27 protein-coding genes and 1 pseudogene are annotated in these 26178 nt (G+C 40.2%); 17 read left to right on the top strand and 11 right to left on the bottom strand.

What is annotated here, in order from left to right; translation table 11 throughout:
* Positions 1 to 54 precede the first annotated feature (54 nt).
* On the top strand, positions 55 to 1092 hold the full coding sequence (locus AN393_RS15525) for a hypothetical protein (protein WP_055016299.1): 1038 nt from the start codon (positions 55 to 57) through the stop codon (positions 1090 to 1092).
* Here AN393_RS15525 and AN393_RS15520 read toward each other — a convergent pair.
* On the bottom strand, positions 1089 to 1331 hold the full coding sequence (locus AN393_RS15520; protein WP_055018565.1) for a hypothetical protein: 243 nt from the start codon (positions 1329 to 1331) through the stop codon (positions 1089 to 1091). The two genes, AN393_RS15525 and AN393_RS15520, sit on opposite strands and share 4 nt — an antisense overlap.
* Before the next feature lie 196 nt (positions 1332 to 1527).
* Between AN393_RS15520 and AN393_RS15515 the strand changes: the two genes are divergently transcribed.
* Entirely contained in the window at positions 1528 to 1977 is a 450-nt protein-coding gene (locus tag AN393_RS15515; RefSeq protein WP_055016298.1) for an isoprenylcysteine carboxylmethyltransferase family protein, read from the top strand.
* Positions 1978 to 2047: 70 nt separating this feature from the next.
* Here AN393_RS15515 and queC read toward each other — a convergent pair whose 3' ends face one another.
* On the bottom strand, positions 2048 to 2704 hold the full coding sequence (queC, locus tag AN393_RS15510) for a 7-cyano-7-deazaguanine synthase QueC (RefSeq protein ID WP_055016297.1): 657 nt from the start codon (positions 2702 to 2704) through the stop codon (positions 2048 to 2050).
* Between the two features lie 145 nt (positions 2705 to 2849).
* On the opposite strand from queC, the gene queE reads away from it, so the two are divergent.
* On the top strand, positions 2850 to 3515 hold the full coding sequence (gene queE, locus AN393_RS15505) for a 7-carboxy-7-deazaguanine synthase QueE (protein ID WP_055016296.1): 666 nt from the start codon (positions 2850 to 2852) through the stop codon (positions 3513 to 3515).
* 262 nt (positions 3516 to 3777) lie between these two features.
* On the opposite strand, the gene AN393_RS15500 is transcribed toward queE, so the two are convergent.
* Positions 3778 to 4332 carry a hypothetical protein gene (locus AN393_RS15500; RefSeq protein ID WP_055018564.1) on the bottom strand — a complete coding sequence of 185 codons (555 nt, stop codon included), beginning with the start codon at positions 4330 to 4332 and terminating at the stop codon, positions 3778 to 3780.
* Positions 4333 to 4901: 569 nt separating this feature from the next.
* Here AN393_RS15500 and AN393_RS15490 point away from each other — a divergent pair.
* The 3 genes and pseudogenes from AN393_RS15490 to AN393_RS15485 all read left to right on the top strand — a co-directional run bounded on the left by AN393_RS15490 (position 4902) and on the right by AN393_RS15485 (position 6231).
* On the top strand, positions 4902 to 5435 hold the full coding sequence (locus AN393_RS15490; RefSeq protein ID WP_055018562.1) for a GNAT family N-acetyltransferase: 534 nt from the start codon (positions 4902 to 4904) through the stop codon (positions 5433 to 5435).
* Between the two features lie 139 nt (positions 5436 to 5574).
* A pseudogene (locus AN393_RS20685) lies at positions 5575 to 5655 on the top strand (twin-arginine translocation signal domain-containing protein); the annotation flags it as partial.
* Positions 5656 to 5733: 78 nt separating this feature from the next.
* Complete coding sequence (locus AN393_RS15485; RefSeq protein WP_055018571.1) at positions 5734 to 6231, top strand: lactoylglutathione lyase family protein; 498 nt, start codon at positions 5734 to 5736, stop codon at positions 6229 to 6231.
* 95 nt (positions 6232 to 6326) lie between these two features.
* On the opposite strand, the gene bcp is transcribed toward AN393_RS15485, so the two are convergent.
* Complete coding sequence (gene bcp / locus AN393_RS15480; protein ID WP_055016293.1) at positions 6327 to 6806, bottom strand: thioredoxin-dependent thiol peroxidase; 480 nt, start codon at positions 6804 to 6806, stop codon at positions 6327 to 6329.
* A gap of 10 nt (positions 6807 to 6816) precedes the next feature.
* The gene (locus AN393_RS15475; RefSeq protein ID WP_055018561.1) at positions 6817 to 7353 is read right to left on the bottom strand and encodes a glycine cleavage system protein R; all 537 of its coding nucleotides are present in this window, start codon (positions 7351 to 7353) and stop codon (positions 6817 to 6819) included.
* Between the two features lie 360 nt (positions 7354 to 7713).
* Between AN393_RS15475 and bamC the strand changes: the two genes are divergently transcribed.
* Positions 7714 to 8772 (top strand): outer membrane protein assembly factor BamC, encoded by a 1059-nt coding sequence (bamC, locus tag AN393_RS15470; protein ID WP_055016291.1) that lies wholly within the window; start codon positions 7714 to 7716, stop codon positions 8770 to 8772.
* Between the two features lie 70 nt (positions 8773 to 8842).
* Entirely contained in the window at positions 8843 to 10213 is a 1371-nt protein-coding gene (locus tag AN393_RS15465) for a YjiH family protein (protein WP_055016290.1), read from the top strand.
* Positions 10214 to 10333: 120 nt separating this feature from the next.
* Here AN393_RS15465 and AN393_RS15460 read toward each other — a convergent pair whose 3' ends face one another.
* Positions 10334 to 10870, bottom strand: a complete 537-nt coding sequence (locus AN393_RS15460) for an acyloxyacyl hydrolase (protein WP_055016289.1) — start codon at positions 10868 to 10870, stop codon at positions 10334 to 10336.
* A 246-nt stretch (positions 10871 to 11116) separates the two neighbouring features.
* Between AN393_RS15460 and AN393_RS15455 the strand changes: the two genes are divergently transcribed.
* Positions 11117 to 11710 (top strand): phospholipid-binding protein MlaC, encoded by a 594-nt coding sequence (locus AN393_RS15455; protein ID WP_004589167.1) that lies wholly within the window; start codon positions 11117 to 11119, stop codon positions 11708 to 11710.
* A 209-nt stretch (positions 11711 to 11919) separates the two neighbouring features.
* Positions 11920 to 13257, top strand: a complete 1338-nt coding sequence (locus tag AN393_RS15450) for an ankyrin repeat domain-containing protein (RefSeq protein ID WP_055018560.1) — start codon at positions 11920 to 11922, stop codon at positions 13255 to 13257.
* Between the two features lie 113 nt (positions 13258 to 13370).
* Here AN393_RS15450 and AN393_RS15445 read toward each other — a convergent pair whose 3' ends face one another.
* Genes AN393_RS15445 through AN393_RS15425 form a run of 5 tightly spaced genes read right to left on the bottom strand, consistent with a single transcriptional unit; the run spans position 13371 to position 16891 of the window.
* Positions 13371 to 13814 (bottom strand): DUF2069 domain-containing protein, encoded by a 444-nt coding sequence (locus AN393_RS15445; RefSeq protein ID WP_055018559.1) that lies wholly within the window; start codon positions 13812 to 13814, stop codon positions 13371 to 13373.
* Positions 13811 to 14365: an NAD(P)H:quinone oxidoreductase gene (gene wrbA, locus AN393_RS15440; protein WP_055016286.1), complete on the bottom strand. Its 555-nt coding sequence runs from the start codon at positions 14363 to 14365 to the stop codon at positions 13811 to 13813. Before wrbA ends, AN393_RS15445 begins: the two co-directional genes overlap by 4 nt.
* Positions 14365 to 14712 carry an arsenate reductase (glutaredoxin) gene (gene arsC / locus AN393_RS15435; RefSeq protein WP_055016285.1) on the bottom strand — a complete coding sequence of 116 codons (348 nt, stop codon included), beginning with the start codon at positions 14710 to 14712 and terminating at the stop codon, positions 14365 to 14367. Before arsC ends, wrbA begins: the two co-directional genes overlap by 1 nt.
* A 54-nt stretch (positions 14713 to 14766) precedes the next feature.
* Positions 14767 to 16224, bottom strand: coding sequence for a M48 family metalloprotease (locus AN393_RS15430; protein ID WP_055016284.1), 1458 nt, complete (start codon positions 16222 to 16224; stop codon positions 14767 to 14769).
* A 1-nt stretch (position 16225) separates the two neighbouring features.
* Positions 16226 to 16891, bottom strand: a complete 666-nt coding sequence (locus tag AN393_RS15425; RefSeq protein WP_055016283.1) for a hypothetical protein — start codon at positions 16889 to 16891, stop codon at positions 16226 to 16228.
* Between the two features lie 147 nt (positions 16892 to 17038).
* On the opposite strand from AN393_RS15425, the gene AN393_RS20585 reads away from it, so the two are divergent.
* The 7 genes from AN393_RS20585 (at position 17039) to AN393_RS15390 (ending at position 26165) form a co-directional block, all read left to right on the top strand.
* The gene (locus AN393_RS20585) at positions 17039 to 17257 is read left to right on the top strand and encodes a hypothetical protein (protein WP_055016282.1); all 219 of its coding nucleotides are present in this window, start codon (positions 17039 to 17041) and stop codon (positions 17255 to 17257) included.
* Entirely contained in the window at positions 17250 to 18326 is a 1077-nt protein-coding gene (locus AN393_RS15415; RefSeq protein ID WP_055016281.1) for an AI-2E family transporter, read from the top strand. The genes AN393_RS20585 and AN393_RS15415 overlap by 8 nt, the downstream gene beginning before the upstream one ends.
* A 126-nt stretch (positions 18327 to 18452) precedes the next feature.
* The gene (locus AN393_RS15410) at positions 18453 to 20678 is read left to right on the top strand and encodes an aminotransferase class V-fold PLP-dependent enzyme (RefSeq protein WP_055018558.1); all 2226 of its coding nucleotides are present in this window, start codon (positions 18453 to 18455) and stop codon (positions 20676 to 20678) included.
* Between the two features lie 340 nt (positions 20679 to 21018).
* Complete coding sequence (pgi, locus tag AN393_RS15405) at positions 21019 to 22665, top strand: glucose-6-phosphate isomerase (RefSeq protein ID WP_055018557.1); 1647 nt, start codon at positions 21019 to 21021, stop codon at positions 22663 to 22665.
* Positions 22666 to 22932: 267 nt separating this feature from the next.
* Positions 22933 to 24405, top strand: a complete 1473-nt coding sequence (gene zwf / locus AN393_RS15400) for a glucose-6-phosphate dehydrogenase (RefSeq protein WP_055016278.1) — start codon at positions 22933 to 22935, stop codon at positions 24403 to 24405.
* 3 nt (positions 24406 to 24408) lie between these two features.
* Positions 24409 to 25119: a 6-phosphogluconolactonase gene (gene pgl, locus AN393_RS15395; RefSeq protein WP_055018556.1), complete on the top strand. Its 711-nt coding sequence runs from the start codon at positions 24409 to 24411 to the stop codon at positions 25117 to 25119.
* A 338-nt stretch (positions 25120 to 25457) separates the two neighbouring features.
* On the top strand, positions 25458 to 26165 hold the full coding sequence (locus tag AN393_RS15390; RefSeq protein WP_055018555.1) for a SapC family protein: 708 nt from the start codon (positions 25458 to 25460) through the stop codon (positions 26163 to 26165).
* Positions 26166 to 26178: the final 13 nt, after the last annotated feature.

The following is a 26178-nucleotide window of genomic DNA, read 5'->3' as shown; positions in this document are numbered from 1 at the left end:
AACGTAATATCAACATAGATTATATCGCCTTGCGCGAGTTTATTTGGTTTACGTATGTCAGATAAAAAAAGTCGCATTGAGCCGTTACTCAGTGCAGAGCAAAAGTGGCAAAACAGTTACGAGCAACCAATTTCGTATGCGCCATTAGTGCAACTTGCGAATAAAAGCTGGATAGTTCCACAGCATTTTTTACGCTATAAACACACCTTATCAAGCGTTAATCAGGTGCTTGAAGATATTGATTTTTCGGCGCACTTTAGGGTGCTTGCTGCGCAAAAAAATGAACAACTTTATTTGCAAGTTGCCGTACTTAGCCCCGATAACTACAAAACCAGTAGTTATGCGGGCGAGGGCACCGACAAAAAGCTCCTGTTTGGTAGGCGCTGGATAGTAGAGGATAACTTACCGACCTCAGAACTTATTCAAACAGCGTTTTTAGCGCTTAAAATAGCGCGAGAGCACGAAGTAAGAGAGTTGTTTCAACTTACACACAGCGATAATACAACCAGCACCCCGTTTAATAATCATCATGATTTACCGGTTATGGCACAAAATGCAGAGCTCGTTACTGCGCATGCACCGCCGGGCACCGGGCAAAGACATACTATTGAACAGTTATTAAAACGGGTGGTATTTGCAAGTGCTAAGGTATCGCTAAGTGCTATGCAGCAAATAAGCTCGCAGCAGTGTTTATACACCTTAAAATTACACTGCAACACTTGCCAGCTTGCTGAATTTAATAACAAAACTTTTGCATTTTTAACCAGTGATAGCAGCGAAAATAGCTTTTTACATAGTCTTATCAGTGCGCTGGTTGATATAAGTAATGAGTATGTGAGTGAGCAATTTAAATACCAAGGGTTTGCCCGATTTAGTAAACACAACTGTGTAGAAAAAATAGGGGAGCTTAGTGTCGCAATGCGCTCGCCTAAAGTATTGGGCTTGTGTTCGCTTGGCAAACAACATGCTAATAAACTTAATTTTGAAATAGACAGCTCTCGTGCGCCGCAGGGCTGCGGCCAAGCTATTGATGGGTTTTTAGCTGCTCATGGCATAGAGCAGCCAGAAAACGCTCATTTATATCGTTTTTAAAGGCGGTTAATTTCTTCTTTTGTGGTGTAGCTTGAATCTGTCACTATGGCCTCAAGCGTTTGCACGCGCTCTTTTAAAGCAACCACTTGCGTACTTACCTCGGCAAGCTGTTTATTCGCATCTTGGTTGCTATCTTGCATTTTGTGTTTAAACTCAAGGTGCTTTTTGTACATATCGTAAATAACCCCAGAGCCAACCGAAATAAGCACAATAAGTACTATCATTGTAGTGCCTGACATAACCACTTCCTTTTATATTCATCGCTTTAGTTGTGTAAAGTATAACCGTATTTTAAAGTGGTTAAACCTGACAATTGTAACTTTATTTTTCGATTGTGGCTGTATGAAGCGGTGTTCATCATTGATACATACGGTTTATTGTTTAATACTGATAAAACATAAAGTACGTATTTTATAATTAATACAGTGAGTTGCTATGTTAAATAATAAAATTCCACCGGTTATAGTGGTCCTGTTTTTTGCAGGCGTTATGGCTTTAATCGCGCATTATAGTGTTATTGATTTTACAGCGTTTATTACCTATTTAGCGGCAAGCTTAGTAATCATTGGCTGCGTGTTTTGTATTGCCGGCGTTGTTAGCTTTAAGCTTGCCCGAACCACAGTAAACCCTAATAAGCCCGAGCAGGCATCAAAGTTGGTAACCAGTGGCATTTATAAAATTTCGCGCAATCCTATGTATGTTGGGTTTGCATTTATTTTAGCAGGGTGGGGTATATGGCTGAGTTCGCTGTGGGCACTTTTATGCATCATTGGTTTTATTGTGTATTTAACGCTTTTTCAAATAATTCCTGAAGAACGGGCGTTAACTAAATTATTTGGCCAAGAATTCACTGAGTATAAAAACAAAGTAAAACGCTGGCTTTAACTTTAAGCAATAACAAAAAAGGCTATCGAAATGATAGCCTTTTTGCGTTTTACGCATGTGTTAGTGTAGGTTATTCGTATTCTAACGGGTCAGTAACGTTATTAAGCTTAAATGCTTCTAAACGCTCTTGGCAGGCGCCACATTTTCCACAGGCTTTTTCACGGCCGTTATAACAGGTCCACGTTTGGCTGTAATCTAAGCCCATTTTTATACCGTCGGTTAAAATATCAATTTTGGTGTTATTTAAATACGGGCTAAAAATTTCTACTGCATCGTAGTTTGCAATACGACATACATCATCCATTTTTTTCACAAACTCAGGGCGGCAGTCAGGGTAAATAGCATGATCGCCCGAGTGAGCACCGTAATATACTTGGCTTGCTTTAAGTGATACTGCGTAACCAACCGCAAGCGAAAGCAAAATCATATTACGATTCGGCACAATGGTGCTTTTCATGCTTTCTTCTTCGTAATGGCCTTCAGGTACATCTATATCATCAGTGAGGGATGAACCTCCAATAAGCTGATTAATTGCTGATATATCTACAATTTTATGCGGCACATTAAGCTTTTCACACACTTGTGCAGCTACTTCAAGCTCTTTAACATGACGCTGACCATAGTCAAATGAAAGGGCATAAACATCATGGCCTTGCTGCAAGGCTTTATTTAATACGGTAAACGAATCCATACCGCCGGAATAAATAACAACTACTTTTTGCGTCATATCTGGATTGCTCTTTAGTTTTAATAGAGGTTTATATCAGGGCGCGATATACTACACGGCCGCAGCTTAAATAACAATTTTTGGGCAGCGCTTTTTCGTCTTTTATAGTAGCAATGTTGCAGCTAGGCAGTAAGTGAGATCTCTTTTGTACAAAATTAATGAAGTGTTTGAAACCATCCAAGGTGAAGCAAGTTTTACCGGTACACCCTCAATATTTTTGCGTTTGCAAGGCTGCCCAGTGGGCTGTGCATGGTGTGATACTAAACAAACTTGGGAAGTCGATAACGTGTACAAAGTATCACTTGATGAAACTGTAGAAAAAAAAGCCGATTCAGATCATTGGGCCGATGCCAGCGCTGAGCAAGTGCTTGAGCTATTTAAATCGCGTGGTTATACGGCAAAGCATGTTGTCATTACCGGCGGCGAGCCATGCATGTACGATTTAAACCCAGTGTGTAACTTATTACATGCACAAGGCTTTACTACGCAAATAGAAACCAGCGGCACTTTTGAAATACTCGCCCCTGAGCAAACGTGGGTGACCGTATCACCTAAAATTAACATGCGCGGCGGCTACGAAGTACTTACCAGCGCCATGAAGCGCGCAAACGAAATTAAACACCCCGTTGCCATGCAAAAGCACGTAGAAGAGCTAGAAGAACTATTTACTAAAACAGGTGTTAACCCGAAGCTTGTTTATTTACAGCCAATAAGCCAAAAAGTATCAGCAACCAAATTAGCCATCGACACCTGTATTGCCAAAAACTGGCGCCTATCAATACAAGTACATAAATATTTAGGAATTAGCTAAACTTAAAGAGCAGCTGTAAGTGCTTAGCTGTAAGCGATAAGCTGCTCGGCGTTAAGTTATATTACGTAGATACAAGGTTGGGTTGAGTGAAACGAAACCCAACACCACAACTCCATTACTCACTCTTTATATAAACCACCACACCAGCTTATTTAAACACGTAGGTCGGATAAGCGAAGCGCCATCCGACACAAAAAATTGAATACCGTAAAAATAAATTGGTTTCTGCTAAAAGCTCAGCAAGGGTAGCAAGGCTTTTAATTTAATCTCTCTTTAGATATTCAGCTACCGCAAGCACTTGTTCATGGGTTCCTGTTGGTAAAAGTCTGTCTACATTGTAGTCGTAGCATAAGTACTCTTCTTTACTCCACACTGAAGACGTTTTGCTTCCAACTAAAAGCTTACTGCCACTTGCGCATTGGGTATAACCATTAGCGCGAGCTGCAATTTGCCAAGTAACATAATTCGTAATAAGCATAACTATTGAAGCTACTAGCATTACACCAACAGCTAACCCTAATTTCTTTTTTACTTTTTCATAAATAGGTTTCTTAAATAATGTTGATAAAATATCTAAAACACCGATAAATGACCCCAGCCATAAAACTATACTGCCGGGAATCATTAAAATATCAGCGGTAGACGATATTATTACTGGATAGTTACTATATGGGTATAAAATTCCTTGGATTATTTCCCCAAAAAGGTAAGAAACCATTAGCCAAATAACACCAACACTTAATAGAATTGTAAACACAACAGCAAATAAAAAAGTAGCGTCGATATTACTAAATCGTTGTTTTAAAGTTTTTACCACGGATTAACTAACTCATTCATAAAATCATTCAGCTCTTTTTGTTTTGATCTTTACGGTTCTGATTATTGACTCAGTATTAGTAGGTTGGGTTGAGTGTAACGAAACCCAACACTATATACCTTTACTCACTCTTTATATTAAGCAACACATTAGCTTATTAAACACGTAGATCGGATAAGCGAAGCGCCATCCGAAAAGGCTAGTTAATTTCTTCCCCACAGTGATAGCATTTATTTTTTGGTAGACGATAGTTAGTAGCTGATTGCATTACCTGGTTTTTCTTGCAATTTGGGCAAAAGTAATTAATAACATTCACAATTAGCGCGATTGTAAAAATAAAGCTTCCTATATAAAACGGGTTTGTATAAAACTGGCTACTCACTGGTGAAAACATAAAGCCAATAATACATATAATCAATGCGGCTAAATACACTCTAAACTTGATTGCCTTACTCAAAATTAAATTCTCCTTTTTTATCTTTTTATCAAATAGATTGGTATTTAGCCACTTAAAGTTTATTTTGGGTATTTTAAAGTGTAATTAAGGATATACGGATATCAAAAGTTAAATGGAAAAGTACTTACATATAAAAATGTCAAAAGACATAAAGCTCTCTCCTTTATTAGAAAGTGATGCTCCCGATGTTTTAAGATTAGTTAATGAAAACCGTATTAATTTAGCAAAATATCTTTACTGGGTTAAAGGTGTATCAGACATAGCGTCGGCCCATAAATATATTTTTGAACGAGTAAATAGCGGAAAAAGTGGTCCACGATGGTTCAAAATAAACTTTAAAGGTAAGTTTTGTGGTGTATTTGCTATTAAATCAATATGTCCCGATTCGGCAGTTGCTGAATTAGGCTATTGGTTAGCTCAAAACGCTCATGGTAACGGGATTATTAGTCAAATCATTTCAAAAGCTCCGCAGCTACTCACGAGCACTCATGTTAAATTTATCGAATTTAGGTGCCTAGAGAAAAATGCGGCAAGTATAAAGGTTGCGTTGAAATCAGGCGCTCTGCTTGTAGATGTTATACCTAATTTTTTAGTTGCGGATGATGTATGGCAAAACCTGAATATTTATAGAGCCGCAGTAAAATAATAAATATGTTCCAACCATCATCACAAAACGTAATCATAAGTATCATATTTGATAATTTTTTGTCCTCACTATATTCATTTATTATGGCTAATTAATTCCTTTAATTACTTTCAACGCCCTTGCCGTTAAGGAACATGCCATGAATAAAAAAGAGCTAAACCGTAGAGATTTTATGAAGTTATCGGCTGCTGGGTTGGGTGCTGCCGCGCTGCCTATGCTGTTTACTAGTTTAAATGCTAATGCAAATTCGCTAATGAGTGGCAAGGGTGAGCAAGCTAATGGCTTAGCCGATTCGCCAATGCCTTACCCGCGCACGTTCTCGCATATAGGTGTCTCAGTGCCAAACTTAGAACAAGCCGTTAAGTTTTACACTGAGGTGCTAGGCTGGTATTTAATTATGAAGCCTACAAAAATAACAGAAGATAAATCACCGATTGGTGAAATGTGTACTGATGTATTTGGTGCTGGGTGGGGCAGTTTTAAAATAGCCCATTTATCAACAGGGGATAGGGTGGGGGTTGAGCTATTTGAATTTAAAAATCAGCAAAACCCAAAAAATAATTTTGAGTATTGGAAAACGGGGATATTTCATTTATGCGTACAAGGCCCTGATGTAGAAGGACTCGCTGATAAAATAGTGGCGGCGGGCGGTAAAAAGCGTATGAAAGCGCCGCGTTATTATTACCCAGGGGAAAAACCATACCGCATGATTTACATGGAAGACCCGTTTGGCAATATTTTAGAAATTTATAGCCACAGTTACGAGCTTATATATTCGAGTGGCGCTTATGGTTAATTAATTATGTAACGTGCAACCGTACTTAAAAAACGTCAATAAAAAAGCGTTGCTCAAGAGCAACGCTTTTTTACAGCTTACAGCTTACAGCTTACTTATTCTGCTGCTAAGTAATCTAAAACCACTTGATGGTGATCTTTAGTTTTAAACTTATCAAATAAGTGTTTAATTTTACCGTCTTGGCCTACTAAAAATGTTAGGCGGTGAATACCATCGTATTCTTTACCCATAAACTTTTTGTAGCCCCATACACCAAATGCTTCAGCAATGGCGTGATCTTCATCGGCTAATAAATCAAAATTAAGCTCTTTTTTAGTTTCAAAGTTTTTAAGGCGCTTAATTGGATCTGGGCTAATACCGACAACACGGGTGTTAAATTTAGCAAGTTCGTTCTGTTGGTCACGTAAGTTCTCGGCTTGTACCGTACAGCCCGGTGTAGAGGCTTTTGGGTAAAAGTACACCAGTACCTGTTGCTCTTTTAGCAGCTCGCTTAATGTGACTGTTTCGTCGTTTTGATTTTGTAAGCTAAAAGCGGGTGCAGTATCACCGGCTTGTAGAGGGCTAATTTTGTTCATGCTGTGCTCCTTAGCGAATACGTTTAAAAATATAATCTACGTTAAGAGTGTGCGAAAGGTTTTCAAAGGTCACTTTAAATTGGTCTATATCAACTTCAACAGGGATATTAAACTCAATTTCGCAGCGCATTTTTGTGTCGGTTTCTTCATCGTAGGTGTCTGACTTTAATGAGCAAATGCTAATGTGGTGATCGGCAAAAAAACGCGTTACTTTACTCAGTGTGCCAGGTGTGTCTATCCCTGTGTATTCAAGGGTGTAGCCTGCGCAAAATTCACTCTCGGTGTGGCGAGTGGTGCTGCGCTTCATCATGGTGAGTAGGCCGAGCTCCATGCCTTTAGTGGGCAAGGTATGCTCTATGCGGCTAATGGCCGACATATCGCCGCTTAGCAACATGGTGAAGGTAAATTCGCTGCCTAAAATGGCTATTCGGCTATCTATAATATTGCAATGACAATCACTTACAAGTTGTGTAAGTTCACTTACAATTCCCGGTCTATCTTCGCCAATAGCGGTTAAAACAATTTGATGATTTGAAAATGTAGTCATGAAGTTTAATACCTACGTTTTTTGAATTATAACAACCGAGTTGATATAGCCCGTTACACCTACAATACGATGCACGGCGGCGAAGTTTAACACAAAAAACAGCCTAAACTACATAGGTGCTTAATTAAAGGCGCTTTAAAACGTTGTGTTCCTTGTTTTTACTGGCACAGGAAAGTACCATAGCTTAAATTTGTCTTTTTGCTGTGATTGATTTTATAACACCTAGGTGTGAACTTTATTGCAATTAGACAGCCAAATAATAAATGTAAAGTTAATGTTGATTTTACACTGAACCAAATTCGGTATTACCCACTCATATACGTGTAAAACAATTAAAGGGTATGCTAAGGAGAAATATCTGTGCAGTATTGGATCCCAAAAGCACTTGCAGTGAGTGTATTGGTAAGTTTATCAGGGTGTAATGTTTTTATTAATGAAGCGCACAACGAACGCAATTATCGCACCCATGAAGGTGTTAAAACCCCGCCATCGTTATCTCAACCAGCGCAAGATCCTGTTTATAAAATGGATGTGGGCCAATACGATAACAACCCAGAGGCAACAAACTATCGTCCACCAGCACAGGTTTTAACTGTTGCTAAAGGTAGCTGGGTAGAAGAAGGCGACAAACAAGCGCGTATTTATTTTGATAAAAACGATGGCATTGTTGATTTAGATGAATTTGTATGGGATTCAATTAAAGCGGTTATTGCCGAAAATAATGCAACGACCACAAAAGAAGATAAGCTACTAGGTATTATCGAAACCGATTGGTACGCCATAATTAAAGCGGAAGAAAGCTGGTTGTGGGATGATGAGGTAAGCGAAAACCTGGAGCGCTTTAGGTTCACAATTGAAGAAAAATCGCATCAGCGTACTGCTTCGCTACGTGCTGAACTTATTGATTTTAAAGGTGATGACACATTAACTGATTTACTTAAGCAGCAATTAGAAGTACGCGCACTTAACCAAGTTGTGGCTGAGTTTGACTATCGCTATCGTCAACTAGAAGTAGAAAACCGTAAGCGCCAAGGTATTATTTCTTTAGAAATGGGCTTTGATAATAAGGGCAATGCTGCACTTGTTACTGAGCAATCATACGATGCAGTATTCGATCGCTTCTCAGGCTTTTTAGAGCGCCTATCGTTTACTATTGTTGAGATTAAAACCGATACCGGCTTAATAACTGCCGACTACAACAAGCCAGAGAGCAGCGTATGGGATTCTATTTGGGGCGATGACGTTGCGCAGCTTCCTATTGAAGAAGGCCAATACCAAATTTTAGTCAGCAAAACCAAAGAAGGCGGTACAAGCTTAACCTGGATGGATGATAAAGGCGAAACACTCGAACCTGGCACCATGAATGGCTTACAACAAGCGTTAGAAGCAGCACTTATTCAGCGCGGCATCAAAATTTAATAATTAATTATAAGTTTTTACTACAAAAAGAGCGCTTTGCTCTTTTTGTAGTTTTTATGGATTAAAAAATATGTCTCAGTTACCTCCTCGCGGGCACTATACGTGGCGCACTTGGTTTACTTTTTTAGTACCGTCGTTAATTGGTGTGTTTTTATTTATGACACCCATTCCTACCGCCGACGGAATGACCATTCCTATTGCGTTAATGGCTAAAGGCGTGCAAGCGTTGATGTCTGGTTCAGCGCAAGCAATTATTACCTTAATTATTTGTATTACTGGCGTTATGTCGGTGATCACTAAAGTATTTAAACCCGCCGCTATTTGCCAATCACCCCTGTTAAAACATTTATTTGATGTAAGTGTCGTGTGGTTAGTGGTGCGTTTATTTGGTATGGCGTTTGTGCTAATGACCCATTTAGGGTTAGGTAGCGAGGCTATTACCTCAGCAAACACAGGCGCTTTAGTATTAAACGACTTATTACCTGTTTTGTTTTCGGTATTTATACTGGCCGGTTTATTACTGCCTTTACTAATAAACTTTGGGTTATTAGAACTTGCTGGCACCATGCTTACCAAGGTAATGCGCCCTGTATTTGGTGTACCTGGGCGAAGTGCGGTTGACTGTACTGCGTCATGGTTAGGTGATGGCAGTGTCGGTATTTTAATGACCGCAAGGCAGTACGACCAAAAGCACTACACGCAACGCGAAGCCGCTATTATTGGTACTACGTTTTCGGCAGTTTCAATTACCTTTAGCTTAGTGGTTTTAGGCCAAGTTAAATTAGAGCACTTATTTGCCCCATTTTATGCCACCGTATGTTTAGCGGGTGTGGTTGCCGCTATTATTGTGCCGCGCTTACCACCACTTTGCTTTAAAAAAGATTTGCTTATTGATGGCAGTGAGCCAAATCGCGATGCTGAGACTATCCCAACGGGTAAAAGCTTAGTAGGGCACTCGCTCGATGTTGCATTAGCTAAAGCCAATAACTCATCAGGTTTTAAAGGTACCTTGAAAGAGGGCGTACATAATGCCCTTGATATGGTGTTTGGTGTACTGCCTGTAGTTATGGCGGTGGGTACATTTGCACTTATTATTGCAGAGTACACGCCGGTATTTCAGTACTTAGGTATGCCGTTTGTGCCATTTTTAGAATGGTTACACGTCCCCGAGGCACAGGCCGCGGCACAAACGATTATGGTGGGATTTGCCGATATGTTTATTCCGTCAATTTTGGCAGCAGGCACCATTGAAAGTGATGTAACGCGCTTTATTATTGCTGCAATGAGCGTAACTCAGCTAATTTACATGTCTGAGGTTGGCGCACTTTTACTGGGTAGTAAAATACCGGTAAACATTGTTGAGCTGTTCGTTATATTTATTTTGCGTACGCTTATTACACTGCCGGTTATTGCCTTAATGGCGCATTGGTTAGTTGGCTAGTAGCGTATTTTAATCAAAAAAAGCCCTGATTTATCGGGGCTTTTTTGTGGCTAGTTATTTCAATTTAGCTTAATACTTAACATGATTAAGTGGCAAATTGATACTAGATGCGAATGAAGGTTAAAAACGCCTTGCCACCGAAAGAGTTAAAAAGTTTAAACCCGGGTTAGGGGCTTTAAATCCGGCGTTTGAGTAATGAATAACCCGAAGCGCTACGTTAGTGTGGCCAAAGTCTGCAACTAGGCCTATGCGGTCTTCAAATTGGTAGTGAGTACTAATGTTTTTGCCCGCAAATTTAGTTTCATCAATAAGCGATACACCAATACCTGCTTCAATATAAAACGGGGTATTGTGAAAACTAAAAGCAGGAAACTGCAGCACAGGCGACATAGCCAGCACAAGATTAGATTGCGAGTTGTCACCATGGCGGTACTGCCACATATTAACGCTGGTTTCAAAATAAAAGCGCGCATCGCCCACTAAGTTTTGCAAACTAGGAGCGTGATATTGATAAGCTAGCTTAATACCATTTACGTTGCCTTCGCCTTTGAGCATATCTACGGCGTAACCATGATTAGACTGCGCAAATACAGAGTTACCCCATACAGAAATAATTAAAAATAAAGTAATAGTGAAAGTTTTATATACCGTTTTCATAACTGCCAAATTGGTGTGTGAGTCGAATGAGTAATTAAATGATAAGGGCGGGGTATTTACATTTTCAATGAGGACAAAATACCGCTTGTTTATGGGGTGTTAACAAGGGATGCTTAACTGACTGAAATTAAATAGTTTATTTTATTGGTGCTGTTTTGGCATTAATAAGGTGCATTTTTGTGCCTTTTTTTGTGAGTTAAAATCGCGTAATTTAGCCACATCTTAATCACACACATGGTCACGCTCATGAAACTTTTTAACACTATTTTTATTGCTGCTGCTTTTTTTAGCAGCGCGTTATTTGCGCAAACTGCGCAGTCACCTCAACATATGCTTGAGGGTGTTGCCGATACGCTTTTTAGCGATATTGCAAAAGTAAATGCACAAGGTGATGCAAGCAAAGCCGATATGGCGCGCATTGTAGAGACGCGTTTAATGCCAAACATAGATATTAAGTTTGTGTCGTTTAAATTGCTTGGAAAACACATAAAAGGCATTGAGCGTGAGCAAGCTGTACGCTTTATTGATGCAGTAGAGCATTATTTAACAGGTACTTACGCAGGTGCGCTTATGAAGTACACCGGACAACAAGTAGTCTTTGAACAAGATACCGCTAAAAGCGACTCTGAGTACGCCACGGTTAAAACGCAAATTATTGAGCCAAATGCGCCCGTGATTGATCTGCATTTTAAGCTGCGCCAAGGTAAGGACCAGCAATGGAAAGTATACGACATTGTTGCCGAAGGTATTTCGCTATTAAGTGCTAAGCAAAAAGAGATCATTCAACGTATTTCTGATGTCGGTTTAGAGCAAGTAATTACTGAACTAAAAAATAAATAGTTCCTCGCTGATTAAGACCCCCTCCAACCACAAAAGCAGCCGCACTTGAGTGTATTGGCTGCTTTTATATTTTCTTAATATTCATCTACTTTAAGCTCACAGCAAAAAAAAGGTGTGATAGAATATCACCACGTCGATTAAGCGTGGTGTCAGCTAAAAACTGCTATAACTGACCCCTCATCAAGCTACACTGGAGTTGTGCTGTTTTAATGGAAAATGTACTGATTTGGCCAAAGGAATACCCATTACTTATTAAAGGACTTGTAGAACAAAACGGTGCCTTTATTTTAGATGCTTTAGAAGCTTGGCCTGCATGTCGTTCTACTATTGAAGATGACGGTGTATGCACCACTGTGCTACCACCCATTTACTATTTGATATGGTTAACCCCGCTTGAACCCTTTGAAGAGTGTTATTTTCAGCATATTAGTGAATATGATGAAGATGCGCATGCTTACATTGCTGCTGTTAAAAATCATTATTTAGATAACGAATACACCAACGAATCCATGGCGTTAATGCTGTGCCAGCGCTTAGAAAAATACGCCAGTGTGGCGGCGCAAAATGCTCTTGATACGCCGCTTTCTTTGTTTAGCTTATTATTTAGTAAACGTTATTTTTCATTAATTGAACATGCCCTAAACAGTGGCAGTAAATTAAGTGCACACGACACACTGGCACTGTGGCAAGAGGTCGATTTTAGAGACCGTTTAAGCGCTTTTTTACCCGAATCGGTCGCGGATTTAAATGAGCTTACAGAACTTGCCAGCCAAAAAGTAGCAAACGGTAAAGACTATTTTACGCTGTTAACGCAAGTGTCGCCTGAGGTTGATTCTATAGTATTGCTTGAAAAAGCATTACTAGCTCATTTAAGCCAAAAAGGTGCTAAGCAAACCATGGCTATGCGTTTTATCGAGCAAGGCGCTACCGGTACCTTGGCCGATGAAAACAATAAAACAGCCTTTATGTGGGCGGCCGAAAAAGGCTATGTAAACGTAATAGAAACCCTGCTGGCAAAACAGGATCTAAAAGCGCAAGATACGTTAGGCAATACAGCCTTGCACTATGCGGTGTTAGCCAAAAATGAAACCCTTATGGTGCTATTACTAAAAGCAGGTTACGACTTTAGAGCACGAAATAACGAGGGCCTAAGTTGTTATCGGTTTGCGGTAAGTGTTAAAGCAACCAATTTAGTTAAATGCCTTGAGCGCGACTTTGGTATAAAAGAGCTTTCGCCTGAAGGGCAGTTTAACCGCATTAAAAAGGTGCATGCCTTACACGCCATTGTGACTATTTTATTCCCACTTCAGCTCTATTTCTTTTTTGATGAAAGCATTGCTATTAAAAGTGAGCTGACTTTAATTTTTACACTGATTGCATCGGTGTGTTTTTTCTTTGCGGCAAGCTTAAAACGCTGTGCGCTTTATCCTCATATAAAGCACCCGTGGGGATTATTTGTTCTGCGTGTTTTTTCGTTATTGAGCTTAATAGCTCAGCTTGGATTAGCCAGTATCGTTGCACTTGCTGCGCTGAGCGAATTGGTATAAGGCTTAGCAAACTAAAAGCTTAAAAAAACGCGCTTACATTGTTATGTTAAGCGCGTTTTTTGTAGGTATAAGCTGTTATTTCAGCTTAAATAATTTATTTTGCGAAATTAGTATTATTTAGTATATTCGTTGGCGGCTTTTTCTTCTGCGAGCTCTTCTTTAAGCTTACGTATTTTTAAGCCTTGTTCTTGTCCACGGTGCCTTGCGTAATAGGTGCAGCCTACAAACATCGCTGAGGCAAACATAAGCTCTAATAACACCCATATTAGCTCATCAGGCGCAGCCCATAGCATGGTTAAACCGTGTATAAAGTACAGCATAACAACAAAGTTGGCCCAAGCGTAAGTGTAAGTATTGTCTTTAATAAAGCCTCTAAGGGGTAATAGTAAAGGTATAATAGGCACAAACAACGATACAAAACTTGCGTTGCCGTTTAGTGGCGGGACAAAGTACATCCACAAAGGTAATAAAAGTAATAAACCCACATAGCCAAAAATAGCAGTACGCTGAAACTTTACAGTAATTGGCTTTTTAGCTGGGGTGTTTGCAGTATTCATTGAAGTTTGCTCGCAATGTGAGTAAGGCGTTTACCAACGCTTTGGCATATTTTAATTTCATCTTTACTTAATGTATTTGTATTACTGCTGCCAGCGACATGGCTTGCTCCATAAGGAGTACCACCGGTTTGCGTGGCTAGTAACTCAGGTACTTCGTAAGGTACCCCTAATAACATCATGCCGTGGTGTAGTAGTGGTAATGATAAGTTAAGTAAGGTGGCTTCATTTCCGCCATGCATACTGCTTGAGGACGAAAATACACAGGCTGGCTTATCTATTAATTGACCTTTTAGCCACAGATCGCTGGTGGTTTCCCAAAAGGTTTTTGCCTGCGATGCCATCATGCCAAAGCGGGTAGGGGTGCCAAAAGCAAGGCCGTCACAATTTATTAAATCATCTTTGGTGATAACAATATCGTGCGGGTTTTTAGCTACAAAAGTGCGCAGCAAAGCGGTTGCACCTTGTTGCTCTATTGACTCTGCTATTTCATGGGCCATGGCTTCAACCGACCCATGGCTTGAGTGGTATAGCACCACAATTTGGGTGCTCATTATAATACGCTTAATACGTTTTCAGGTGGGCGACCCAGCGCGGCTTTATTGTTGTTTACAACAATTGGGCGTTCAATTAATTTTGGGTTTTCTACCATTGCAGCGATTAATGCAGACTCGCTGTTTTCTTCTTTTAAGTTAAGCGCTTTGTATGCATCTTCTTTTGTGCGCATCAGCTGGCGTGCTGAGCTAAAGCCTAGTTGTCCTAAAAGCTCTGTAATTTGTTCATGGTTAAGCGGTGTTTTTAAATACTCTACTACGCTGGGAGTTACATTATTTTGCTCAAGTAATGCTAAGGTTTCACGCGACTTTGAACAACGCGGGTTATGATAAATAGTCACTGACATACAATTAATTCCAAAATGTAATTTGCCACTATTTTAGGGCAAGCGCTTGCAGACTTAAAGTCTTGCAAGCTCTTTTTGTAAACGGCGATACTGAGTAAGCAAGGCTTTTAAACGTTGCTGTTTAACCAGCTCTGTGGGTTCTACGAAGTTAAGCGCTTTTTGGATTTCGTCTGCGGCTTTAATGTAAGCACCATATTGGGCAAGCACATCTGCATTGGCTTCGTGATAAGCAGCGAGCTTGTCTTGTTTTTTGTAGGCGTCGGCTAAAAGCTGTTTGCCTAAGTTATGGTCGGGCTTTTCAAGTAAAAAACTTTTTAAAATGTTTTCCGCTAATTCAAACTGCTCAGCCTCTAATGCCGCATTTGCATAGTTTAAAGTAATAACTTGGTTGTTAGGGCGATAGTCGTTTAGTTCAGCCAAAAACGTTACAGCTTCGTCGGCTTTTTTTTGCGCTATGAGTAAATCGGTATGGGTATCAATATAAAATAAATTTTTAGGGTTTTGCGCAAGCAGTGGCTCTAATATTTCTGCGGCTTCATCGAGTTTGTCTTGGTCAAGCAAGCTTATACCCAAGCCATATTTAAGCGCGGTGTTGTTATAAGTGTTTTCACGCATTAACTTTCTAAATAGCGCCTCGGCGTTTTCAGGCTTATTGGCATAACGGGCGAGTACACGGCTTTTTGCTAAATTAAACTCAAGGCTTGGGTTTAAGTGACGCACAGGGTATTGCTCTGCACGTAAGCGTACATCAGACACACGGCTCTCTGGCAATGGGTGGGTCAGTAAAAAAGCGGGTGGCTTGTACTTATACCTTATTTGCGCTGCAAGTTTAGTTAAAAACTCACTCGAAGCACGCGCATCAAAACCAGCGTTATTAAGGGTTTGCATACCAATTCTGTCGGCTTCTTGCTCGGCGGCACGGCTGTGTGTGAGTTGGCTAAACGCAGCTTGGGTTTGGTTAGCCGAAATAATAGCAATGCCCGCATCAGGGGCCACCACTGTTGCTAATATACCGGCTATCATACCTGCAATAGTCAGTGCACTGTTGTCTTGTTGTTGCTGAATACGACGCGCTAAATGGCGCTGAGTTACGTGCGCTATTTCGTGCCCAAGTACAGAGGCAAACTGGCTTTCGTTGTCTGACTGCGCAATAAGCCCAGTATGAACACCTACATGTCCGCCGTAAAAAGCAAAGGCATTAATTTCGTTGTTATTGACCCAAAAAAACGAAAAAGGAAAACGCACGTCGTTTGCATTAGCGACTAGTTTTCGGCCAAGTGTGGTTAAGTATTCGTCTAAAACAGGGTCGTTTACTACCGGTGATGAGCCTCTTATTTGCATCATCATCACTTCGCCAATGGCTTGTTCTTTTTCAAGTGGCAAAACTTGTAGCGCAGACGTGCCTAAATCGGGTAGCGTAAAGTTTGTTTGTGCCTTTAACGGCTCACTAACCAGTAGGCTAAAGGTAAGCGCGGCACTGCATAAAGTGATAAAGGCTGATTTTAGCTGCATTTTATTCCTTGTTTATTTGTTCACCAATGGCAATTTTTGCTATGTCAATTTCGTCGCTGCTTGCACGGCTGTCTTTTTCGCACAATTGGTAGAGTTCTTTTATTGTGACTCCATCAAGCTTTACAACGTTCAATTCCTGCTGCAAAAATTTAATAATTTTATGTACTACCTTATGTGCATGTAAAATAATGGCTTTATCGGCCTTGTCACCGCGCTCAAAATAAAAGCCAATAAACTTATGGAGCTGATTTATGCGGATCAGATTTTTCATTGAATGCGGATCCCATACTTTAAACTCCATAAAGCGGTTATCTTTAACGTATTGATCAATAATAATATCTTTAGCATAGGGTTGCGCCCACAGCTCAAACCCGCGGTCAGTAAATACTTGGTGTAGTGCAATACGGGGCTTATGTTTGGTATGTATTTCGCCAAAGTTATCTTCATAGCCTTCAAGTAAGTCTAAGTTCCAATTGCGTCTATTGAGCAGGCTTTTTACAGCGTTATCAAACCCGTGCTCCAATATTCCCTCAGCTTCGCTGACCGAAGAAGCAACGAGGTGATAAAAAGGCGGAAGCTCTCCCCAGTTTATCTGCTTTTTATACCAATTAATCTCTTTGAGAGTTGGATTACTCGGTAGTTGCGCTTTATTATGCGTGCCAGGCATTAACTTATCCTTACTGCTAATTATGTTATAAGGATAAACCATTGCTGGAATGGTTTTAAGAAAAAGTTACTGCTGTTCACATTTTATAAATAGAATGACCGACAGTATACGACTTATTATTCATTTTACTTGGCGAGTAAAGTAGTTATGTTAGAGTGCGACTTAAAAAAATTTAAATGCCCACAACAGTTTGTACAATTTAAATTAGCGCTTCGAAATGCGCAGGCATCAAATCAGGCAATAACGTTTAGTATTAATAACAATGAGAGCGCTGATGATATTACGCGTTTTTTAAGCAAAAATGCATATACATATAAATTTGACCAACACCTAGGACTATTACGAGTGGAGCCATTGCATGTTTGAATACGTTAAAACATGGTACGAAAGGAAGTTCTCAGATCCTCATTCAGTCACCTTACTTTTTTTACTTATTGCCTCAGTGGCATTGCTGTACTTTTTTGGCGCGTTAATTGTTCCTGTATTAGTGGCATTGGTAATTGCTTATTTACTTGATTGGCCGGTTGTACACTTAGAGCGCTTTGGGTTAAAACGCTTTGGCGCCACGGTCATTGTTATGCTGATATTTACCGGGGTTATGCTTACCCTTATTTTGGTTATTGGCCCTGTGCTTTGGAAGCAAACCAGTAATTTAGTACAAGAAACCCCGCACATGGTAGAGCAAGGTAAGTCATTTTTAATGGCCCTACCACAGCAATACCCCAGTTTAATTAATGCCGAGCAGGTTCAAGCTATTGTAGCCAGTGTAGAGGCCAAGGCGCTCGAATTTGGCCAAGTTATTGTCTCGTTTTCACTCACTTCGTTAAAAGATGTTGTGGCTTGGCTTATTTATTTGGTACTTGTCCCTTTACTGGTATTTTTTATGCTTAAAGACAAGCTTGAGCTTACCAGCAGTGCCGCTACGCTTATTCCGCGACAGAGACGGTTAATTTTGCAAGTGTGGCACGAAATGAATCAGCAAATAATGAATTATATTCGAGGCAAAGTATTCGAGATTTTAATTGTCGGTGGCACCTCGTTTATTGCCTTTACCGTACTTGATTTACGTTATGCAGCATTGCTTGGCGTGCTGGTTGGGTTTTCGGTGTTAATTCCGTTTGTGGGGGCGGCGTTGGTTACCATACCTGTTGCAGCGGTGGCATTATTTCAATTTGGTATCGAAACACAGTTTTGGACCGTATTAGTAATTTATGGGATCATTCAGGCGCTCGATGGCAATGTATTAGTGCCTTTGTTGTTTTCTGAGGCCGTTGATTTGAACCCCGTGTTTATTATTGTTGCAGTGCTATTTTTTGGCGGTTTATGGGGGTTTTGGGGCGTGTTTTTTGCCATTCCGCTCGCATCGCTCGTAAAAGCGCTAATAAATGCATGGTCATCCACCCATGGAGAAATAACAAAAGAGCTGCCAGAGTAACGTATTTTTAGTTTAAAAAAGCATAGTAAACGCACCTAAGTTACTAATTGATTATTACCCAATGTGAACAAACTTATGTACTATTGGGTATAAGATATATTTTTTAGTAATAAAGGTGCGTTTTTAATGTCTAAGTTTTTATTGCACGATGAACAAGCAGCCCAGGTTTATCTTGATGCAAACGCTACAACACCTGTTTTACCCTGTATTGCCGACGTGGTGTCGCACACCATGCAAATTTGTTTTGGTAACCCCTCAAGCCCCCATATAAGCGGAATACAAGCTAAGTATTTATTGGAACAGACAAGACAAAATGCACGAAATGTTATTGGAGCGCCTAAGGGGGATATTCTTTTTACTTCAGGCGCGACAGAAGGCATACAAACAGCCATTGTTTCAACGCTCATTCATGCTAAAAATCATACTATCCAAAACCCAGTATTATTGTACGGAGCCACAGAGCACAAAGCGGTACCTAACACGTTAAAACATTGGAATAGCGTTTTAGGCATTAACGCCCAATTATTAGCTATCCCTGTGGATAGCAAAGGGATTTTAGATTTAGCGTTTATTAGTAAGCACATTAATAACGCGCTGATGATTTGCACTATGGCGGTTAATAACGAAACCGGAGTTTATCAAGACCTAAACGCTATTGAGCATGCTATTCGTAGTCGTAATAAATCGGTTTCGTGGATGGTTGATTGTGTACAAGCTTTAGGTAAACAAGCACTTAAACTTAGTAGTACCAGTATAGACTATGCCCCATTTTCGGGCCATAAGCTGTATGCACCTAAAGGTATTGGTTTTTTATACATTAAAAATGGCAGTGCCTACACACCATTTATTGCAGGGGGCGGGCAAGAAAGCGGCATGCGCTCTGGTACCGAAAACCTACCAGGCATAGCAGGGCTTAATAAACTGTTTGATTTGCTGCTAGATAAAAACGACGACACGTTTAAATCGATGGAGGTATTAAATAACTACAGAGCGCAACTGCTTAATGCGCTGCAAAGTACCTTTGGGGGTATTACTTTTAATCATGACTTTTCTCAGTCTGTCCCTACCACCCTTAATTTTGCTGTCGATACGCTTACCTCTAAAGAGGTGATTGATTTATTTGACGCAGCTGGCATTAGAGTCAGTGGTGGTTCAGCGTGTAGCACAGGCGCAACACGCAGTTTTGTGCTTGATACAATGGGCGCAACCGATTGGCAAAGCGAAAATGCGATTAGACTTTCGTTTGGCCCAGCCGCTACTCAAGCACAAATAGATCAAGCGTGTGCACGTATTAGCTCTTTAAAAGCCGTGCTAGAGGCTAACTGCTTAATTGTTTCTGACAGTGCGTCGCCAAAGCAAGAAGTGTGCGCGCTGGGATTAACACAATTTAGGCATAAAGGAGCGTGTAGCTGGTTGTATGTAAGTAACGACAATAGCGCCGTTATTATTGACCCCGTATTAGAGCTTATACCGCGCTTTGAAAAAATAGTGAGCACACAACAGCTCAATGTAAAAGCAATTTTAGATACGCATAAGCACCAAGACCGTCCAAGCGCAGTGGCTTTATTAAATGAAGTACTGGGCACAACGCATGTGATGCAAAATAGCATTGACCTGGGCACAAAAACATTAATTACAGTGCCAACCCCAGGGCACAGTAAAGACAGCGTGAGTTATTTATTAAAAGAGCGCTCCACAGATCATATCGATTATTGTTTTTGCGGAGATTTAATTTTACCTGCAGGGCTTGGCAATACTTCGCTTGAAGGGGGCAGTGCAACGCAAATGGCACACTCACTTATTAGCCTTGGCGAGCAAATAAGTGACGATACGGTTATTTGTTCGGGGCATGACTATCAGCAATGCTTTGCCATTAACTGGCAAACTGTACGTGCACAAACGCCTTTACTTAGTCCATTATTAAATAAAGAAATAAGTACGACGCAATTTGCACAGCTAAAAGCGCAACACGATCAGGTGCATGTGCAAACCAGTAACCAATTGTGTGGCTATGTTCAAGCGGCGGTTCAATCTGACATTAAGCAGCTAGACTTTGCGCATGCTAAAATGTTGCTAACGCAAAAAAATGTGTATTTAATTGACACCCGTGAGCCTTATGAACATGGTGTTATTAATGTAGCGGAGCTTTTTGCTGCGCCTTTAGCTAATACGCTTAATATTTCACTGAGTCGTATGGCTAACGCTATAGTCCAAAATCAATTAAACCCGCAGCACACCTATATATTACTGTGCAGAAGTGGCAATCGTTCTAAAATTGCAGCGGCAAATTTACAGCAATTAGGCTTTGCGAATATTTATAACGTAGCGGGTGGCTTGGCGTTGGTAAGCTAATTATTGGCCTAGTTTTGTGGGTGTTTTAACCACCTATAAAGCGAGGCGAGTGTAGCTGATGCATTTTATGCGTAATTCATGAATATTTAATAAATGTTGATTAAACTGTTAAATGGTTAAAATTTGTGGGTAATTAATTCATAAAATTTTTATGATACCGGTGTCAAAAGTAAAAAATTGCGTTATTATCTGCATCATAAATTATAAAAACAGCATTTTTATTGCTTTTTTCGTTATACTAGGCGCTTGCTTTTTTACTAGCACTACGCGCAATAAGCGAAGTCTTTTTACCTAAAACTGTTTTTAAATCATTAGTTTAAATATTTTAGAGGATATTTACATGTCTAATCGTTCGCAATTAGCAAGTTGGCAAGCACTACAAAATAGTGCCGCGCAGATGAAACACACCCATCTAAAAACGTTATTTGCACAAGATGATACACGATTTGATGCATTCTCTACTCAAATTCCAGGTGTGTTGTTTGATTATTCAAAGCAACGTATCGATAAAACTATTTTTGCACAACTGATCGAGCTTGCTAAAGAGTGCGATATCGCCTCTTGGCGCGACAAAATGTTCAGCGGTGAAAAAATTAATATTACAGAAGAGCGTTCTGTTCTTCATACTGCTTTACGTAATCGCGCCCATACACCTTTAGTTGTTGACGGCGAAGATGTGACCAAAGCGGTTGATAATGAATTAGCAAAAATTAAAACCTTTGTAGAAAAAGTACGCAGTGGTCAGTGGCTTGGTTACACAGGTAAAACAGTAAAAGATGTGGTAAGCATTGGTGTAGGTGGTTCAAACTTAGGTCCACAAATGGCTACCGAAGCGCTAAAAGCACTTGCTGATGACACTTTAAATGTTCATTACGTATCTAATGCTGACGGTGTTCAAATTGCCTCTGTATTAAAAGCAATTGACCCAGAAACAACATTGTTTGTTATTTCATCGAAAACATTTACCACATCAGAAACCATGACCAACGCCAAAACGGCCGTTGATTGGTTTTTACAAACAGCAAAAGATGACAGCGCCATTGCCAAGCATTTTGTTGCTGTGAGCACAAACTTAGAAAAAACTGCAGCCTTTGGCATTAGCGATGAAAACGTATTCACTATGTGGGATTGGGTAGGGGGTCGCTTTTCACTGTGGAGTGCGATAGGCTTACCTATTGCGTTATACCTAGGTTATGACGCGTTTGAAGCTATTTTAGAAGGCGCATTTGAAGTAGATGAGCACTTTAAATCAGCGGCATTTGAGCAAAATATTCCGCTGATTATGGCACTATTAAGTGTTTGGAATACCAGCTTTTTAGGCTTTACGTCGCAAGCTATTTTACCGTACGACCAAGCGCTTCATATGTTACCTGCGTATTTACAACAAGGTGAGATGGAAAGTAACGGCAAACACGTCAATTTTGCAGGCGAAACGGTACCTTATACAACGGTACCTATTATTTGGGGTATGACCGGTATTAACGGCCAACATGCGTTTTATCAGTGTTTACACCAAGGTAATGTAATTGTACCAGCTGATTTTATTGCCTCAGTTAAGCCGCAGGTAGCCGTAGATAAACATCACGATATTTTATTATCTAACTTTTTAGCGCAAACAGAAGCAATGATGAGCGGTGTAGATGCACAGCAAGTTACAGAAGATTTAGCCGCTAAAGGTAAAACACAAGCACAAATTGATGAGTTACTAAATCATAAAATTCATCAGGGTAATCGTCCTACTACATCTATACTGCTAGATACAGTTGATGCAAAAACAGTAGGACGCTTAATTGCGCTGTACGAACATAAAATTTTCTGCCAAGGCATAATTTTAGAAATTTGCTCTTTTGATCAATGGGGTGTAGAGCTTGGTAAAGGGCTTGCCTCTAAAATTGAAAGCGAACTAACCGATGACAGCGTAAAACATGCGCACGATAGTTCAACAAATGGCTTAATTGCGTACTACAAGCAGCACCGTACGCAGTAATATATTCGCTTATGTAATAAGCAAACCGAGTACCTTTGAACGGGTAGCGCTGGAGTTCTTAGGGCCTGTATTTTTGTGAGAGGATTTACAGGACTCCTAAGACTCATTTAATTGTGCAAAGAGTCAAATAATAAACACAACAACTTAGCGTAAAACATTCAATAGGCTTTTATTAACACTAAGAGCCACTGTCATTCAAGCACTAAACCTGCATACCAAGTGGCTTATGGAAGTCGCTTTTAGGTATTACAAACGTAGAGAGTAACTATGCTTAATCCTTTTGATATTATAATTTTTGGGGGCGGTGGTGATCTTGCGTTACGCAAATTGCTACCTGCAATGTACAGAGCATATCAAGAAGGCAACTTACCAGAAGGCTCGCGCATATTGCCTACAGTGCGTGAAGAAAGTAAGCGCGCTGACTACATAGAAACAGCCCACAACGCACTGAAAGAATTTTTAAGTAAAGGCGAATATAACGCTAAAGATTGGAAAGCATTTTCTACTTACTTAGTGCCTGTAGTAAGCAACGTAACTGAAGCTGACGACAACTGGGATGTACTTAAAGGCATTTTAGATGAGCACGACAGCAATAAATCTCGCGTATTTTATTTATCACTTCCGCCTGCTGTTTACGGCACATGTTGTGAAATTTTATCAACGAAAGGTTTAATCACACCCACTTCACGTGTGGTTGTTGAAAAGCCAATTGGTTACTGCGGCGAATCAGCAGAAGCTATCAATGGTAAAATTGCAGAGTTTTTTGACGAAGAGCAAATTTTCCGTATTGACCACTACTTAGGTAAAGAGACAGTACAAAACTTAATGGCGCTGCGTTTTTCAAATTCACTGTTTGAAAACATGTGGGATGCTAAATCTATTGATAATATTCAAATTAGTTTATCTGAAACAGTAGGTCTTGAAAGCCGTGCTGGTTTTTACGATAAAGCCGGTGCATTGCGTGACATGGTGCAAAACCACCTTTTACAGCTATTGTGCTTAGTGGCCATGGAATCACCTAATAAACTAAACGCAAATAGCATCCGTACTGAAAAACTTAAAGTATTAGAAGCTCTTCGTCCGCTACTTGAAGGTGACGTAGATGAAAATATCGTTCGCGGTCAATACGTACCAGGGGATTTAAACGGTAAAATTGTACCGGGTTACTTAGAAGAGCTTAACGAAGGTTCAAGCAAAACAGAAACCTTTGTGGCTATTCGTGCACACATTGATAACTGGCGCTGGGCAGGGGTACCCTTTTACCTTCGTACTGGTAAGCGTATGGCTAAACGTTGTGCAGAAATTGTGGTTGAATACAAAAAAGTATCGCACAATATTTATGAAGAAAACGTGGGTAATATTGAGCCAAACCGCCTTGTTATTCGCTTGCAACCTGAAGAGACAATTCAATTAACGCTTATGTCTAAGCGCCTTGATAACTTGGAAATGCAATTAGAGCCGGTAACGATGAATATTGAGCTTTCTCAAGCATATAGTAATGGTTTCCATTCTGATGCGTACAAACGCTTGATGCTTGATGCTGCCGCTAATAACCCATCGTTATTTATACACCGTGACGAAGTTCGTCAAGCGTGGAAGTGGATAGATCCAATTATTGAGCGCTGGCAAACCAAAGGCAAACCTGCACTTTACCGTGCTGGTAGCTGGGGGCCAGATGATGCTGATGAATTACTAGCTGAAAACAATCACGTGTGGTTTAACACAGGCGATAAGGCGTAAAGTATGGCAACACTTGTTGAAAAATTTTTTGACTCAAAAGATGAGTTAACCGCTGAGCTATCTCAGACGCTTGAGCAGTCTTTACGCGATGGCATAAAAAGTGATGGCCGAGCCGTGCTTATGGTATCGGGCGGTTCGTCTCCGGCGCCGGCGTACAAGCACTTATCAACGCTTGATTTAGATTGGCAAAATATAGATGTAGCCATGGTTGATGAGCGTTGGGTTGAGCCAAGCCACGAAAAAAGTAACGAAGCGTTTATAAAAAGCACCTTGTTACAAAATCATGGCAGGGCCGCACATTTCATTACCATGAAAAATGATGCAGCAACGGCCGAGCAGGGCACACAAGTATGTGAAGCCGCTTATAGCGCTTTAAAAGCACCGTACGATGTAACAATTTTAGGCATGGGCCCAGATGGCCATACAGCGTCTTTATTTCCGCATGCACAGGGCCTTGAGCACGGTTTAACAACACAGCAAACTGTGTGCGCTATTAATGCAATTGAAAGTGAAGTAACGGGTAGCATCACAGAGCGTATGACACTTACGTTAAATGCAATAGCTAACTCTAAAGTGGTTAAACTCCTGATCAGTGGTGAAGAAAAGCTAGCGGTTTACAAGCAAGCTAAAGCGGGGGGCGATGTAAACGACATGCCACTTCGCGCTGTGCTAAACCATCCAAGCATAAATATTGAAGTGTATTGGGCGCCTTAATTTAGCCGCTTGTTTACAGTTTAAAAAGGCAGCTTAATTAAGCTGCCTTTTTATTTGCTTAAATAACGTACTAAAGCTATTCAAAAAATACGGTTAAACTGTTAACCAATGTTAACGGGCTTTATGGGGCTGTATTAAAATCACTCGTTATTTGTACTGTTTTTGAGCGTATTTTCTAAGTTTTTATTGTCTGTTTTTTAGCAACGCACAGATTTAGTTAAACTTTATTTTTTCATGACGGTTGTCATAAAACTTTCCCTTCCTTTTTTCGTTCAAAAGCATTAGCCTAAAGGCATTAACAATGAAACATATATATTAAAAATAAACGGAGCAGTAACATGGCGGAGCAACAAGTACAGCCTTTACACAACGAAAAGCATGCCAACACTAAAATTCAAAACGGCATCAACGTTGAATTTATGAAAACTCAACATTTAGTGCCAGTCGTTGCACATGAGTTTGCACGCGTAGCAAATGAATTCCCAATGTCTTTTGTTAAAAACAACGAAAGCGGTACTTTTCAAGCAGTTGCAATGTTTGGCCTAGAGCCAGGTGAAAACCTGTTTGTAGAAGATGGTAAATGGACAGCAGCTTTTGCACCTATGGCATCTACACGTTACCCATTAGGTCTAGTAAAGCACCCTGAGCAAGATCAGTACGGTATTGTTATTGATGAAGCAAGCTCGCTTGTGGGTGAAGAGGAAGGCAACGCATTATTTGAAAACGGTGAAGAGACAGAGTACTTAAAGCGCCGTAAAGAGTCTTTAGTGTCTTTCATTGAGTTTTCTCAAGTAACAGAAGCATTCACTAAATACTTAGCTGATAAAGAGCTACTAGTAGCGCAAACGCTAACTGTAGATATTAAAGGTGAGAAAAAAGACATTAACGGTATTTACCTTATCGATGAGAAAAAACTAAACTCACTAAGCGATGAAGACTTTTTAGAGCTTCGTAAGCGCGGTTACTTAGCACCTATTTATTCGTTCTTAACATCTACTCACCAAGTAGCACGTTTAGCACGTTTAAAAGCAAAGCAAAGCGCGTAATTACATACACGTT

The sequence above is a fragment of the Pseudoalteromonas sp. P1-25 genome (assembly GCF_001401805.1).
Lineage (GTDB): Bacteria > Pseudomonadota > Gammaproteobacteria > Enterobacterales > Alteromonadaceae > Pseudoalteromonas.
This window is presented reverse-complemented; position numbering and strand designations above follow the sequence as displayed.